Origin of the sequence: Neisseria sp. HMSC03D10 (genome assembly GCF_001807625.1) — a bacterium.
In the GTDB taxonomy this organism is placed as follows: Bacteria; Pseudomonadota; Gammaproteobacteria; order Burkholderiales; family Neisseriaceae; genus Neisseria; species Neisseria mucosa.
The window spans coordinates 28,913-44,856 of record NZ_KV789595.1 but is presented as its reverse complement, the minus strand read 5'-3'; the positions used below and the strand labels follow the sequence as shown (position 1 = coordinate 44,856).

Sequence of the window (15,944 nt, the reverse complement as noted above, 5' to 3'; positions counted from 1 at the left end):
TGTCCTGATTTAAAGTTAATCCACTATAAAATAAGAGTTGGTTGGCATTTGTATCGGGCAGGGTTGGGATGATGCGTTGACGGTTGACGGCAGCGTCCGCAGACAGCCTGATATTTCAGAAGATTTTTGTTTCATTTGGGTCTTGGATATTTGTCCTATGACAACAATACAGGCAGATGAGGTGAAGATAATGAACGGTGTAACCAGTGCGCAATTTATTTCCGCAGGCATTCATTTTTATCCCAGATGCGGCTACAAGCGGCTGTCCGAGCAGGCGATCGCGGAGCATTTGAATTCGAATTTGGAAACGTTCAACAGGATGTTTGCCGATAAAGACGAATTTGTGAAGGCGATGTTGATTGAGTACAGCAATCGGGCTTTGGGGCGGGTGTCGTTCGATTTTGCCCAAAATATCGAAGATACGGAGCGGCTGTATCAGATTGTCTGGCGGCTGGCGGTAACGATACGCGAGCATTTGGCGTGGATACACAGGATGCTGCTGGACAGCGAAGAAGGCGTGGATTTGATTACCAAAGCGTTGAAAAAGCAGCATAAGATGCTTGCCTACGGGATGATCCGGCATATCAAGAAGTGCAACGGTAGGGAGGGTGTGTCGGAATTGGAATTGTTGAATCAGTTTGAGTTCCTCAATGGCGCGGTTATCTCGCCGATGATTATGAACACGCGCTACCGTATGTTGGGGATACTGACCGATGAGATGAACGGGCGGCATGAGGATTTGCTGACCGATTCGTCCATCCACCAAAGGATAGATTGGGCGTTTGCCGCGCTGTTTCCGCATTACCGCTCTAAGGCGCGTCCGTTTTGACGATTAAGGTGTAACGCAACATGAAAAAAGCTGTTATTGCTTCTCTTGCCGTCGCGCTGGCTGCGGGCGGTGTGTGGTATGTCCTTCAAAACCAAAAAGAAACCCTGCCGACATGGATCGCGCAATCCAACGGGCGGCTGGAACTGAACCGCATCGATGTCGCCAGCCTGTATCCGGGGCGGGTGAAGGCGGTACTGGTGGAAGAGGGCGCAGACGTGAAAGAGGGCGATATTCTGGCGGAACTGTCGTCTGAAACCAGCAACAGCCGTTTGGAAGAAGCGCGGGCGGCGGAATTGCGGCAAGAAGAGGCGGTCGGGCGCGCCAAAGCTGCCGAAGCGCAGATGAAACAGACGGTTGCGCGCGCGCAGGCGAATGTGGACGCGAACAGGCAGCAGCTGCGCGTGGCGAAAATGGAGCTGGACAATGCCCGTAAATTGCTTGCCGACCAGCTGGTGTCGCAATCGGAAGTTACCAAGCGTCAGGCAGATTATGAGCGCGCTGTTGCAGCAGTCAAAGCAGCCGAAGCGGCACGGGACGAAGCGCAGGCGACGGTAGCGCAAAGTGCCGCCGCGCAAGCGGAAGCGCGCGCCGGTGTCGAACAGGCGAGGGCGGCAGTCAAATCGGCCACATCCGCCAACGATGATATGAACATCCGCGCGCCGATAGCCGGCAGGGTGGAATACACCATTGCGGAAGCAGGCAACGTGGTCGCGGCGGGTTCGAAAGTGGTCAGCCTGCTTGATCCTGCCGATGTTTCGATGAATATTTTCCTGCCGACCGACAGCATGAGCCGTCTGAAAGTCAATGATGATGCGCGTATCCGTTTGGACGGCATTGACGCGGTGTTCCCCGCCAAAATCAAATTTATCGCGACGGACGCCCAGTTTACGCCCAAGTCGGTGGAAACGGTCGATGAACGCGCGAAGCTGATGTTTAAAGTGAAATTGCAAGTGCCGCGCGAAACGGCGGTGAAATACAACCGCCTGCTGAAAGGCGGGCTGACGGGCAATGGTTTCGTAAAAACCGACGCCAAGGCAGCATGGCCTGCCGAGTTGGCGGTGAGGTTGCCGAATTGATAGCGCTCAAATTCGGACGGCCTCAAGTTAAAACAAAGGTTTATGGCTAAAAGAGGTCGTCTGAAAACGGGATTTTGCTTTTCAGACGACCTCTTTCCATTCAAGCATCACCACTATATAGTGATAAAAAGACACGGAAACTATAGTGGATTAAATCTAAATCAGGACAAGGCGACGAAGCCGCAGACAGTACAGATAGTACGGAACCGATTCACTTGGTGCTTCAGCACCTTAGAGAATCGTTCTCTTTGGGCCAAGGCGAGGCAACGCCGTACTGGTTTAAAGTTAATCCACTATAAAAAGAACATCTATCCGGAAGCGCAGCCCGAAGCGTCTCCATCAAATCAGGACAAACAAAATGAAAACCAAAACATGGCGCATTGAAGAAGGTGCGCCTTATCCGATGGGCGTGTCGCTGACTGAGGAAGGGGCGAATTTTGCGCTGTTTTCCATCCATGCCGAAAAAGTCGAGCTGTGCCTCTTTGACAAGGGAAAGGAAACCCGTTTGGAAATGCCTTCGCGGCGCGGGTCGGTGTTTTATGGTTTTGTGCCGGAGGTCGGGGCAGGGCAGCGGTATGGTTTTCGTGTTTACGGGCGTGCTGATGCGCCGGGCGGCTCGTGTTTCAATCCGAACAAATTGTTGATTGACCCGTATTCCAAAAAAATCGACGGCAAACCGAGTTATCGGGACGATGAGGAAATGGCGTGGTTCCGTCCGGAAGACAGGCGGGACAATGCGGCGGTGGCACCCAAAAGCGTGGTGGTGGGCGACGATGATTTCGATTGGGGCGACGACCGCCGCCCGAACCATCCGTGGGGCAGGACGATAGTGTACGAAGCCCATGTGAAAGGCTTTACCAAGCAATTCCCCGATTTGGAACACGCGGGAACGTATCAAGCGCTGACCGATCCGCGCGTGGTTGATTATTTGAAAACTTTGGGCGTTACCGCCGTCGAGCTGCTGCCGGTACACCAGCATTTGGACGAATACCACCTGCAAAAAATGGGCTTGAGCAATTATTGGGGCTACAACACTTATTCCCATTTTGCCGTCGAGCCGTCTTATGCCGCCGATGCCGAATGCGCAGCGGAAGAGTTGAAGCAGGCGGTCAAAGCCTTGCATCAAGCAGGTTTGGAAGTGATTTTGGATGTTGTGTACAACCATACCGCCGAGCAGGACGAAAAAGGCCCGATGCTTTGCCAGCGCGGCATAGACAATGCTTTGTGGTATTGGTTGAAGCCCGACGGCAGCTATGAAAACTGGTCGGGCTGCGGCAATACGTTGAACATCGTCCGCCGCGACGTAACCCGTTGGGCGGCGGACAGCCTACGCTATTGGGCGGAAGCGTTTCATGTAGACGGTTTCCGCTTCGACTTGGGAACGGTATTGGGGCGCGAACCGGATTTTCAGGCTTACGGACGCTTTTTTCAGGTGGTGTACCAAGACCCCGTGTTGGCACGCTGCAAACTGATTGTCGAGGCGTGGGACATCGGCGAAGGCGGCTATCACTTGGGCAATTTCCCGCAGCCTTTTGCCGAGTGGAACGGACGTTTCCGCGACGATATGCGCGCGTTTTGGGTGTGGGAAAGCGGCAATTTAGGTGCGTTTGCCGAACGTCTGGCGGGGTCGTCTGATATTTTCAACCACAGCGGCCGTCATCCTTCCGCCAGCATCAATTTCATCACCGCACACGATGGTTTTACGCTGCGCGATTTGGTCAGCTACAACGAAAAACACAACCATGCCAACGGCGAAGACAACCGCGACGGGCATAACGAAAACATCAGCTACAACCACGGCATCGAGGGCGAAACCGAAGATGCGGCGATTTTGGAAGACCGTTCCTACACCGTCAAAGCTTTGCTTGCCTCGCTGTTCCTTGCCAACGGTACACCCATGCTGCTGGCGGGTGACGAGTTCGGCAACAGCCAACAGGGCAACAACAACAGCTATTGTCAGGACAACCCGATTACTTGGCTGGATTGGCAGCAGGCGGACGAAGCGTTGCAAGGCTATACGCGCGATTTAATCCGCCTGCGCCAAGAAATCAAATTGTTGGGCGATGATGTCTGGTGGAAACAAGAGCGCGTCCGCTGGCTCAATATTCAAGGCGAACCGATGAGCGAGCTTTGTTGGCACAACCGCGGCGCAAAAGCCATGCAGATCGTTTTGGATGATGAATGGCTGCTGTTGATCAACGCCAAACGTAGTCAACAAATATTTAACCTGCCTCAAGGAAGTTGGCAGATTTCTTGCGTACCATCCGAGAAGTTTAATTACAATGCAGACGGCAAGCTGACAGTCGAACATATGGGTATTTGGATTTTGCAGCGTAAGAATACATCGCCGAATATATGACATATGTCATTAATAGGATGTTTTTAAAAGAAAACCCTATTATTTACACTGCCTCGGTTATAATGCCGAAGATGAGTAATAAATTTACCTGATTAACTTTGCTTGACGGAACATAAAGGCATACGGCTTTTCAGACGACCTCAGACTGCCAAAAGATACAAATTCCCCGCTTCATCATCCCATCCCCAACAGAGAAAGGCTATCATGGCTAAGAAAAAACAACCCATTTCAGGTTTTGATTATGTCATGCCGAAACCGGATGCCGAAACCATCCGCAAGTCCATCGTCTATAAATTGATTTTCATTTTGGGCGTCGATCCGAAAGAGGCGACCGAACACCAATGGCTCAACGCCGCCATGCTCGCCGCGCGCGACCTGATTGCGGAAGACTTCCTTAAAACCCGCTGCGCCCACATTGACAACGGCAAACGCATGGTTTACTACCTCTCCATGGAATTCCTATTGGGACGCGCCTTCGTCAACGCTTTGATTAACGAAGGCGTGTATGCCGAATTTGAAGAGGCGTTCAAACAATTGGGTAAAGAGTTCGCCGACATCTGCGAACAAGAACAAGACCCCGGTTTGGGCAACGGCGGTTTGGGCCGCTTGGCCGCCTGCTTCCTCGACTCGCTCGCCACCTTGCGCATTCCTGCCATGGGCTACGGCATACGCTATCAATACGGTATGTTCAAACAAGAAATCGTGGACGGCCAGCAGGTCGAAAAACCCGATTTGTGGCTCGACCAAGATTTGGCATGGCAAATCGGCCGTCCGAACAAACAATACGCCGTCAGCTTCGGCGGACAGGTCATCAATATGGGTGACAAAAAAGAATGGCATCCGAGCGAAGAAATTTCCGCGATGGCATACGATGAAATCATTCCCGGCTACGGCGGCGACGTTGCTAATCCGTTGCGCCTGTGGACGGCTCACGCCGGCAACCGCTTCGATTTGGCAGACTTCAACCGCGGCGATTACGCTTCCGCCGTCCGTGCGCAAAACAGCGATGAAAACATCTCGCGCGTCCTCTATCCGAACGACTCCACCGACAGCGGCCGCGAACTGCGCCTGAAACAGGAATATTTCCTGGTTTCCGCATCCGTACAAGACATCGTGGCGCGCCACAAATGCCGTTTCCCCAGCATCAAAAACCTAGCCGATAAAGTCGCCATCCACCTGAACGATACCCACCCCGTGCTGGCGATTCCCGAGCTGATGCGCATCCTGATTGACGAAGAAGGCATTGCATGGACCGAAGCATGGAATATGTGTTGTAAGATTTTCTCTTACACCAACCACACCCTGATGAGTGAAGCCTTGGAAACTTGGCCGGTCGATTTGATGGGGCGCCTGCTGCCGCGCCATTTGGACATCATCTTTGAAATCAACGCCTACTTCTTGAACGCCCTGCGCGCCATCGGCAACTTCGACGACGACTTCGTCCGCCGCGTGTCCATCATCGATGAGAACAACGGCCGCCGTGTCCGCATGGCATGGCTGGCAGTCATCGGTTCGCACAAAGTCAACGGCGTGGCGAAAATCCACTCCGACCTGATGACCACTTCCATCTTCGCCGACTTTGCCAAAGTGTTCCCAGAACGCTTCACCAACGTAACCAACGGCGTAACCCCACGCCGCTGGATCAACATCGCCAACCCCGAGCTGACCCGTTTCCTCGACAAACACTTGGGCGAACAAGACTGGCGCCTGCATTTGGACAATCTGACCAAGCTCAACGAAAAAGTTGACGATGCAAGCGTGCAGGCAGAATTCGGCGCAGTGAAAAAAGCCGCCAAAGAACGCCTCGCCAAATACATCGAAACCGAATTGGGCATCAAGGTTAACACGGACGCGCTGTTTGACATTCAAATCAAACGCATCCACGAATACAAACGTCAGGCGTTGAACGTGATGCACATCGTCGACCGCTACAACAAAATCTTGGAAAACCCAGATTTCGACTGGCAGCCGCGCGTTTTCATCTTTGCCGGTAAAGCCGCATCCGCCTACTACATGGCGAAAAAAATCATCCGCCTGATTAACGACGTAGCGAAAACCATCAACAACGACGAACGCATCCGCGACCTGATTAAAGTCGTCTATATCCCGAATTACAGCGTCAGCCTCGCCCAAATCATCATCCCCGCCGCCGATTTGCACGAACAAATCTCATTGGCAGGCACAGAGGCATCCGGCACCAGCAACATGAAGTTCGCCCTCAATGGTGCGCTCTGTATGGGTACGCTGGACGGCGCGAACGTTGAAATTCTGGAAAAAGTCGGCGCGGACAACTGCTTTATCTTCGGCAACACCGTTGAACAAGTGGAAGAACTCCGCCGCAACGGCTACGACCCGCTGGGCTACATCGAACGCGATCACGACCTGCGCCGCGTCGTCAACCAAATCAGCAGCGGCACGTTCTCCCCCGAAGAGCCGAACCGCTACAACGACGTCCTGCAACCTTACGGCGATTTCTATCAACTGATGGCGGATTTCCGCAGCTACATTGACACGCAATACAAAGCGGACGAACACTACCGCAATGTTGCCGCATGGCGTAGATCCGCGTTGATCAACATCGCCAATATGGGCTTCTTCTCGTCCGACCGTTCCATCGCCGACTACTGCCGCGATATTTGGTACATCAAGCCGCTGACTTTGAAAGAGCTGCCTAAACACCAATAAAGTGGATATCGATTAAGCAGTAAACAGGAACAGCCGATATGGGAAAATATCGGCTGTTTTTTATTGTGTAATATTTTAAGAGAGGCTCATAATATTATTCTTTTCCAGGAGGATAGGTGAGGATAGGTATTTAGATATAAAATAATTATAAATAAATTGATGTGTTATCCCAAAAGCCTTGATTTGTCCACTCTTTTGACGAACGGCTATTTTTTTGGATTAACGTTAGTTGTATAAATTCAAACACTTATTTACAATACGCAGTTTTGGTTTAAACTGCTAAACCTATATTTCGAATTATCCGAACAATAAAAATTTCAAGGAACATTTATGCCGTTGCTGTCGATTGAATTCGCAGTATTTTTTATTGCTTTTCTGCCTCTTTATTGGGCATTTTTCCGTATGCCGTCGGTGCAGAATGTTTTGCTTCTGCTGGCGGGTATGGGTTGGCTGTATCACTTGAATCCCATCTTTGCCGCCATAATTGCCTGCTATTCGTCCTGCGTGCATCTGCTCGGTCTTTTGATGTCGTCTGAAAAGGAAAACGTGCGGAAATTCTGGCTGGGCTTCGGCGTAGCGGCTGCTTTGGCAGTATTGTGTTTCTTCAAATATTTCGACTTTTTCCGCCCGTTTATCCGCCAATACACGGGGCAGAGCGAGATTGTCGATATCCTGATGCCTTTGGGGCTGTCTTATTACACGTTTCAATCTTTGGCTTATTTGGTGTACTGCTGCCGCCATCCGATGGGCGACCGCTTTACGTGGCATGAGTTGCTGCTGCATTTGAGCTTCTTCCCGACCATTACTTCCGGACCGATTATCCGTGCGGCGGCGTTTAAAAGCATAGACGGCGAACAGGCGGGGGCTTTGGAACAGATTCGGACTGCCGAACCGCGCGCATTGGTCCGCCCTGCGCTGTCGGTGTGCTTGATTTTGCTGGGTATTGCTAAAAAATGGTGGCTGGCGGGTGCGCTGGGAGACGGCTGGGTATCGCCCGTTTTCGAGAATCCCGCCCAGTTTGACGGCTGGGGCGTGTTGTCGGGGGTGTACGGCTATACTTTCCAGCTTTTCTTCGATTTTTCAGGCTATTCGGATTTGGTAATCGGGATGGCGATGCTGCTCGGTTTCCGCCTGCCGAAAAACTTTGCCGCACCGCTGCGCGCGTTCAATATCCGCGACTTCTGGAACCGTTGGCACATCAGCCTTTCCACTTGGATACGCGACTATATTTATATTCCTTTGGGCGGCAACAAACACGGCTTCGTCCTGACGCAGTTCAACTTGCTGCTGGCGATGGTGTTGTCGGGCGTTTGGCACGGCTACGGCTGGAATTTCCTGCTGTGGGGCGCGCTGCACGGCGTGGCATTAATTTTGCTTAACTGCGGCGACAAAATCTTCGGTCGGGACGGCTCACGTCGTCTGAAAATCTTGCGTCCGCTTGCCTGGTTCGTCACTTTCCATTTCGTCTGCTTCACTTTCGTCGTGTTCAACACCGGCAGCCTCGCCGATACGCAGATGGTATTTGATGCCTTATTTGCCAACGAAGCAGGTTGGGCCGCGCCGAAGCAGGCGGATGTCCTGCTGCTTGCCGCGTTTGGCCTGATGATTTTGCTCTACCCGTATTTGCTTCGCCTGTTTGACGGCGCAGTGGCGGCATTGGAAAAAATGCCGATGTGGCTGTGGTTTATACCGCTGACGCTGGTGTTGGTGTTGATTATCGTATTGGCGCCGTCGGGCATCCCGGGCTTTATTTACGCCGATTTTTAAAAGGACAATCAGAATATGAAACGTTTTATTTCCCTGTTTGCCTCCCTTTTGGTTTGCGCCTTTGGCGCGGCGTGGTTCAGTCAAGATTCCATCAATGCCTATTGGCAGCAAACCTATCATCAGGCTTCGCCGCTGGAGCCTTTGTCCGAATACGAATGGTGGCGCACGGGCGCGAAGCTGCAACAAGACGCATACGCCTTTTCAGACGACCTCAAAGCACGTTTGGCAGGACAGCCTGTGATTGCCGAACCGGAACCTCAAATTGCTGAAAACGACGGGTCGTCTGAACAAAATGCGCAGCTTAATGCGTCCGAACCGCACGAAAAAAACCGTCCCGCCGACGGACGTCAACCCCAAACGGCACAAAACGGCGGACAACCCGAAGCACATCGTCTCCCCATTACCCCACCTGCCAATATCGTTCTCGGACAAGGCGACAAAGTCTTTTTTGCCGGCGACTCGATGATGCAGGGCGTTGCACCTTTTGTTGAAAGAAGCTTGAAAAAACAATACGGCATCCAGTCGGTGAACCTAAGCAAACAAAGCACCGGATTGTCCTATCCCAAGTTTTTCGACTGGCCGAACACCATTGAGCAAACGCTGAAACAACAAACCGACATCCGCCTTCTGGTCGTTTTCCTCGGCCCCAACGACCCGTGGGACTTCCCGAAAGGCAAAAAATACCTGAAATTCGCCTCGCCCGAATGGTCGGAAGAATACCTCAGCCGCGTCAACCGCATCCTGGCCGCCGCCGAACAACACCATGTGCAAGTCATTTGGATGGGCATCCCTTATATGAAACAGGCAAAACTTAACAAGCAAATGCGATATCTCGACAAACTTTTAGCAGACGAGATCAGTCCAAAAGCCCTGTGGATACCGACCGACAAACTCCTCAGCAACGGCTCGGACACCTACGCCGACTCCGTCAACATCAATGGAAAAATCATCCGCTACCGCAGCAAAGACGGCATCCACTTCTCTGCTGAAGGACAAAAACTGCTCGCGGATAAAATCATGGAGAAAATCGTTTTTCAGACGACCCCTGAAATGAACGGCGAAGAACGCACGGAACAATTATCCGCACGTTAAGCCCGTATCGGCAGCAAAAGGACGGCGTTTAGTTTATCCAATGCCGTCTTTTTCGTTACAATAGCCCTCCGCCGCGTCAAAAGACGTCGTCTGAAACCACACACAGGAAACTCATGAACATCAAAACCCTGTCCGTATCCCTTACCGCATTGTGCCTGTCTGCCGCTGCCCCCGCCGCCGATATGCTGCTGGAAAACTACGGCAGCAGCCGTCCCACATGGCTCTCCAAGCTCAAAAAACTCGACCGCAGCTCGGACGGCAAATTCCGCATCCTTCAAATCGGCGATTCACACACCGCCGGCGACCTTTTCACCGAACAACTGCGCCTGCGCCTCCAACAAAAATGGGGCGACGGCGGCATAGGCTGGGTTTATCCTTCGAGCGTCAAAGGACAGCGCAGCGCAGCCGTCCGCTATGACGGCTCATGGCAAACCGTCAGCAGCCGCAGCGTTTCAGACGACTTCCCCTTAGGCGGCATCATCGCCAAAGCCAACGGCAGCAGCGTTACCATCAGCGCCAAAGACGGCAGCAGCGGCGAGAAGCAGATTTCCGTCTTCGCCAAACCCGTCCTGCCCGAACAAACCCTGTCATTCAACGGACGCGAAGTTCCCGCCGGAAGCAGCGGCTGGCAAATCATCCGCAGCAACGGCCGCCTGCCCCTGACCCTCAGCAGCTCCATGCCTTGGGACATCGGCTACATCAATATCGAAAATCCTGGACGCGGCGTAACTGTTTCCGCACTCGGCATCAACGGCGCGCAACTGACCCACTGGTCCAAATGGCGTCCCTCTTGGCAGGATGACCTTGCCCAAACCCGCGCCGACCTCGTTATCATCGCCTACGGCACCAACGAAGCCTTCGCCCGCGATTTGGACATTACAGCCACCGAACAAAGCTGGCGCAGCTACATCCGCCAAATCAAACAAAGCCTGCCCGACGCAGGCATCCTGATTCTCGGCGCGCCCGAATCTCTGAAAAGCACTTCAGGAAGCTGCGGCACACGCCCCGCCACCTTAAGCAGCATCCAACAAATGCAGCAACGCATTGCCCGCGATGAAAAAATCATGTATTGGTCGTGGCAGAACGCGATGGGCGGCGAATGCAGCATGAAAAGCTGGATGAGCCAAGGCCTCGCCGCTAAAGACGGCGTCCACTTCTCAGGCAAAGGCTACCGCCAAGCCGCCGACCGCCTCGCCGACAGCTTGATACAAATGGCGGATTAAACAATAAAGGTCGTCTGAAAATTTTCAGACGACCTTTTGCTATGTTCGGGTTATCTCTACGCTTTCGTTTAAGGTTGCAAAGCGCAGGCAAAACAGAACGCAGCTCCCTTTGAATCTTAAATATCAAGCCGAATCATGATGCGGACGATAAAGAGGGTCGTCTGAAAGTGGGAAAAGGGGCTTATTCACATTTTCAGACGACCTTTGCTTGATGGATGGAGGTTTTACGGCTTCCTTTATCCGTTTCGGAATAAGCAATATAAAAAAGTATTCTTTGTGTTTGCCGCAATTTCACTTAGAATGCGGCTCTTGCACACTTTTTCTTCAGGAGAGGATTATGTTGAAAAAATTCGTACTCGGCGGCATGACCGCATTGGTTTTGGCAGCCTGCGGCGGAGAGGGCGGCAGCGCGTCTTCTTCTGCTCCCGCCCAATCTGCCAACGCTTCCGGTTCTTTAATCGAGCGTATCAACAATAAAGGTACGATTACCGTCGGTACCGAAGGCACTTACGCGCCGTTTACCTACCACGACAAAGACGGCAAGCTGACCGGCTACGATGTGGAAGTTACCCGCGCCGTTGCCGACAAACTGGGCGTGAAAGTCGAATTTAAAGAAACGCAATGGGATTCGATGATGGCGGGTTTGAAAGCGGGACGTTTCGACGTGGTGGCAAACCAAGTCGGTTTGACCAGCCCCGAACGCCAAGCGACATTCGACAAATCCGAGCCGTATAGCTGGAGCGGTGCGGTCTTGGTTGCGCGCAAAGACAGCAACATCAAATCCATTGACGACATCAAAGGCGTCAAAACTGCGCAATCCCTGACCAGCAATTACGGCGAAAAAGCCAAAGCGGCAGGAGCGGAACTCGTACCAGTGGACGGTTTGGCGCAATCGCTGACCCTGATTGAACAAAAACGCGCCGATGCGACTTTGAACGATGAGTTGGCAGTTTTAGACTATCTGAAGAAAAACCCGAATGCGGGCGTGAAAATCGTTTGGTCTGCTCCTGCCGATGAAAAAGTCGGTTCCGGCTTGATTGTCAATAAAGGCAATGATGAAGTCGTAGCGAAATTCAGCACGGCAATCAACGAGCTGAAAGCTGACGGCACGCTGAAAAAACTGGGTGAACAATTCTTCGGAAAAGACATCAGTGTTAAATAATTTTCTTGCTTCGCTGCCGTTTATGACGGAAACACGCGCCGACATGATTGTCAGCGCGTTTTTGCCTATGGTCAAAGCCGGTTTTATGGTGTCGCTGCCGTTGGCGGTGGCGTCGTTCCTGATCGGGATGGTGATTGCCATCGCCGTGGCTTTGGTGCGGATTATGCCTTCGGGCGGCATTGTACGGAAAATCCTGCTGAAACTGGTGGAAACTTATATTTCCATCATCAGGGGGACGCCGCTGTTGGTGCAGCTTGTGATTGTGTTTTACGGACTGCCGTCCGTCGGTATTTTCATTGATCCGATTCCCGCCGCCATCATCGGTTTCTCGCTCAATGTCGGCGCATATGCTTCCGAAACCATACGTGCAGCGATTTTGTCCGTGCCTAAAGGGCAGTGGGAGGCAGGTTTCTCCATCGGCATGACCTATATGCAGACTTTTCGCCGCATCGTCGCGCCGCAGGCATTCCGCGTCGCCGTGCCGCCTTTGAGCAACGAGTTTATCGGCTTGTTCAAAAACACCTCGCTCGCGGCGGTGGTAACGGTAACGGAACTGTTCCGCGTCGCGCAGGAAACGGCAAACCGTACCTACGACTTCCTGCCCGTCTATATCGAAGCCGCTTTGGTTTACTGGTGTTTCTGCAAAGTGCTGTTCCTGATTCAGGCGCGCCTGGAAAAACGCTTCGACCGCTATGTCGCCAAATAAGGGGAAGCCATGATTAAAATCCGCAATATCCGCAAAACCTTCGGCGAAAACACCATTTTGCGCGGCATCGATTTGGATGTGGGCAAAGGGCAGGTGGTCGTCATCCTCGGGCCTTCCGGTTCGGGTAAAACGACGTTTCTGCGCTGCTTAAACGCGCTGGAAATGCCCGAAGACGGACAAATCGAGTTCGACAACGAGCGACCGCTGAAAATCGATTTTTCTAAAAAACCATCGAAGCATGACATCTTGGCGCTGCGCCGCAAATCCGGCATGGTGTTCCAACAATACAATCTCTTCCCGCACAAAACCGCGTTGGAAAACGTAATGGAAGGTCCGGTTGCCGTACAAGGCAAGCCTGCCGCCCAAGCGCGCGAAGAAGCTTTGAAATTGCTGGAAAAAGTCGGCTTGGGCGACAAGGTTAACCTTTATCCCTACCAGCTTTCCGGCGGTCAGCAACAGCGCGTCGGTATCGCCCGCGCATTGGCGATTCAGCCCGAGCTGATGTTGTTTGACGAACCCACTTCCGCGCTGGATCCCGAATTGGTGCAAGACGTATTGAACGCCATGAAGGAATTGGCGCAGGAAGGCTGGACGATGGTTGTCGTGACCCACGAAATCAAGTTTGCGCTGGAAGTTGCCACTACCGTCGTCGTCATGGACGGCGGCGTCATCGTAGAGCAGGGCAGTCCGAAAGAGTTGTTCGACCACCCTAAACATGAGCGCACGCGGAAATTTCTGCAACAAATCCGTAAGGATTCGGCAGATTATCGACATTAAGCCGTTTCGTTACATCAAAGGTCGTCTGAAAACGGATATAGCGGGTTTTGCTAAAACATCCGCCGTTTTCAGACGACCTTTTTTCACTATGGATTCACATTGAAACACTACGGCATCAACGAACGGCGACATCACGCTGTTTTCGCTATAAAATACCGCCTTTCCCATTTTTCCGCCCGTCCATTATTACATCATGATTGAAATCAAAAACCTCACCCTGCAACGCGGTTTGAAAGTCCTGCTCGACAAAGCCAACGCCACCGTCAATCCCGGTCAGCGCGTCGGTTTGATCGGTAAAAACGGGACGGGCAAATCCAGCCTGTTTGCCTTAATCAAGGGTGAAATCACTCAGGACGGCGGCGATATCTCGATTCCGAAAAATTGGCGGATGGCTTCCGTTTCCCAAGAAACACCCGACTTGGACATCTCCGCGTTGGACTACGTTTTGCAGGGCGATGCCGAGTTGCAGGCTTTTCAGACGACCTTGGCGCAGGCGGAAGCGCAAAATGACGGCATGAAGCAGGCGGAATACCATGCCAAATTGGAGGAAATCGACGCTTATACCGCGCCGGCCCGTGCAGCGAAATTGTTGAACGGACTGGGTTTTTCGCAAGAAGAACACAGCCGTCCCGTTAAATCCTTTTCCGGCGGCTGGCGTATGCGCCTGAATCTTGCGCAAGCCCTGATTTGCCGCGCCGATTTGCTCTTGCTCGACGAACCGACCAACCACTTGGATCTGGAAACCGTCTTGTGGCTGGAAAACCACCTTGCCTCTTTACCCTGCACGCAAATCATCATTTCCCACGACCGTGATTTCCTCAATGCGGCCACCACCCAAACCATTGAATTGTCCCAGCAAAAGCTCACGCAATACGGCGGCAATTACGATTTTTACCAAAACGAACGCGCGCAACGCCTGGCGCAGCAACAAGCCGCCTATGTCAAACAGCAGGCGCAAATCAAACATCTGCAATCCTTTATCGACCGCTTCAAAGCCAAAGCCACCAAAGCCGTTCAAGCGCAAAGCCGAATGAAGGCGTTGGCGAAGCTCGAGCGCATCGCTCCCGCGCATTTGGACAGCGAGTTTTCCTTTGAGTTTTACAATCCCGACCATCTGCCCAATCCCTTGCTGAAGTTGGAACACGCTGATTTGGGTTACGAAGGCAAAACCGTCCTGCACGACATTACCCTATCGCTGGAGAGCGGCGCACGTTACGGGCTATTGGGTGTCAACGGCAGCGGTAAATCTACGTTTATCAAAGCGTTGGCAGGAAAAATCAATTTGCTCTCCGGCAGCATCGTCCGTTCCGAAAAACTCAATATCGGCTATTTTGCCCAACACCAGCTCGATACCATCCGCGCCGACCAAAGCCCTGTTTGGCACATTCAGCAGCTTTCTCCCGAAGTGCGCGAACAAGAAATCCGAAATTTCCTCGGCGGCTTCAACTTTGTCGGCGATATGGCGTTGCAGAAAACCGAACCTTTTTCCGGTGGAGAAAAAGCCCGCCTCGCCCTTGCCATGATTATCTGGCAAAAACCGAATTTGCTGCTGCTTGACGAGCCGACCAACCATTTGGACTTGGATATGCGCCACGCTCTGACGCTCGCGCTGCAAAGTTTCCAAGGTGCCTTAATCGTCGTATCACACGACCGCAGCCTGCTTGAAGCCACTACCGACAGCTTCCTCCTGATTGACAAAGGTCGTCTGAAAAACTTTGACGGCGATTTAAACGATTATCGTCAATGGAGGTTGGCGCAGGAAAACGCCACCGCCGCACCTGCCGCTTCCGCACAAAGCCAAAACCGCAAAGACACCAAGCGTATCGAAGCACAAATCCGTCAAGAAAAAGCCCGACGCGGCAAGCCGATACAGCAGAAAATCGACAAAGCCGAAAAAGAAATGGCGCAGCTTTCCGAAATTCAAACGGCATGTGAAACATTTTTGGCACAAGAGGAAGCCTATTCGGACGAAAATAAAACAAAATTACAACAAACCCTCGCACAATTAACAGAAATTAAAGTAAAATTAACACAAATAGAAGAAAACTGGCTTTTGTGGCAGGAAGAGCTAGAGCAAATCCTGACGGAAATCGACGCAGAATTTACACAACTATAAATACTTCGCTGCGATGGTTTCCGTACTTGCCTTCAGAAGCCGCCAAAAAATACAGTTCGGCATGGTCATTTCAGACCGTCGGACTGTATATAGTGGATTAAATTTAAATCAGTACAAGGTGACGAAGCCGCAGACAGTACAGATAGTACGGA

Annotated in this window: 12 protein-coding genes; 11 read left to right on the top strand and 1 reads right to left on the bottom strand. The window is 52.2% G+C overall.

Annotation, left to right across the window (positions count from 1 at the left end):
* Positions 1-157 precede the first annotated feature (157 nt).
* The 10 genes from HMPREF3066_RS09995 to HMPREF3066_RS09945 all read left to right on the top strand — a co-directional run bounded on the left by HMPREF3066_RS09995 (position 158) and on the right by HMPREF3066_RS09945 (position 13,676).
* A complete protein-coding gene (locus HMPREF3066_RS09995) occupies positions 158-829 on the top strand; it encodes a TetR/AcrR family transcriptional regulator (protein ID WP_070442638.1) in 672 nt (223 codons plus the stop codon).
* A gap of 20 nt (positions 830-849) precedes the next feature.
* On the top strand, positions 850-1,905 hold the full coding sequence (locus tag HMPREF3066_RS09990; RefSeq protein WP_060975111.1) for an HlyD family secretion protein: 1,056 nt from the start codon (positions 850-852) through the stop codon (positions 1,903-1,905).
* Between the two features lie 358 nt (positions 1,906-2,263).
* Positions 2,264-4,264 (top strand): glycogen debranching protein GlgX, encoded by a 2,001-nt coding sequence (glgX, locus tag HMPREF3066_RS09980; RefSeq protein ID WP_060975712.1) that lies wholly within the window; start codon positions 2,264-2,266, stop codon positions 4,262-4,264.
* A 204-nt stretch (positions 4,265-4,468) separates the two neighbouring features.
* The gene (locus HMPREF3066_RS09975; RefSeq protein WP_070442635.1) at positions 4,469-6,949 is read left to right on the top strand and encodes a glycogen/starch/alpha-glucan phosphorylase; all 2,481 of its coding nucleotides are present in this window, start codon (positions 4,469-4,471) and stop codon (positions 6,947-6,949) included.
* A gap of 330 nt (positions 6,950-7,279) precedes the next feature.
* On the top strand, positions 7,280-8,716 hold the full coding sequence (locus tag HMPREF3066_RS09970; RefSeq protein ID WP_070442631.1) for an MBOAT family O-acyltransferase: 1,437 nt from the start codon (positions 7,280-7,282) through the stop codon (positions 8,714-8,716).
* Between the two features lie 15 nt (positions 8,717-8,731).
* Positions 8,732-9,808, top strand: coding sequence for a peptidoglycan O-acetyltransferase PatB (patB, locus tag HMPREF3066_RS09965; RefSeq protein WP_049226060.1), 1,077 nt, complete (start codon positions 8,732-8,734; stop codon positions 9,806-9,808).
* Between the two features lie 113 nt (positions 9,809-9,921).
* Positions 9,922-11,031, top strand: a complete 1,110-nt coding sequence (locus HMPREF3066_RS09960; protein WP_060975709.1) for an SGNH/GDSL hydrolase family protein — start codon at positions 9,922-9,924, stop codon at positions 11,029-11,031.
* 337 nt (positions 11,032-11,368) lie between these two features.
* Positions 11,369-12,193, top strand: coding sequence for an amino acid ABC transporter substrate-binding protein (locus HMPREF3066_RS09955; RefSeq protein WP_003765704.1), 825 nt, complete (start codon positions 11,369-11,371; stop codon positions 12,191-12,193).
* Positions 12,183-12,899 (top strand): amino acid ABC transporter permease, encoded by a 717-nt coding sequence (locus HMPREF3066_RS09950; protein ID WP_003765700.1) that lies wholly within the window; start codon positions 12,183-12,185, stop codon positions 12,897-12,899. The genes HMPREF3066_RS09955 and HMPREF3066_RS09950 overlap by 11 nt, the downstream gene beginning before the upstream one ends.
* 9 nt (positions 12,900-12,908) lie before the next feature.
* Complete coding sequence (locus tag HMPREF3066_RS09945; protein WP_070442627.1) at positions 12,909-13,676, top strand: amino acid ABC transporter ATP-binding protein; 768 nt, start codon at positions 12,909-12,911, stop codon at positions 13,674-13,676.
* 9 nt (positions 13,677-13,685) lie between these two features.
* Here the strand turns inward: HMPREF3066_RS09945 and HMPREF3066_RS13200 are convergent, their stop codons facing one another.
* Positions 13,686-13,844: a hypothetical protein gene (locus HMPREF3066_RS13200; RefSeq protein WP_168160672.1), complete on the bottom strand. Its 159-nt coding sequence runs from the start codon at positions 13,842-13,844 to the stop codon at positions 13,686-13,688.
* 25 nt (positions 13,845-13,869) lie between these two features.
* Here HMPREF3066_RS13200 and HMPREF3066_RS09940 point away from each other — a divergent pair, with 25 nt between their 5' ends.
* Positions 13,870-15,792: an ATP-binding cassette domain-containing protein gene (locus HMPREF3066_RS09940; RefSeq protein ID WP_060975708.1), complete on the top strand. Its 1,923-nt coding sequence runs from the start codon at positions 13,870-13,872 to the stop codon at positions 15,790-15,792.
* The last annotated feature ends 152 nt before the right edge of the window (positions 15,793-15,944 follow it).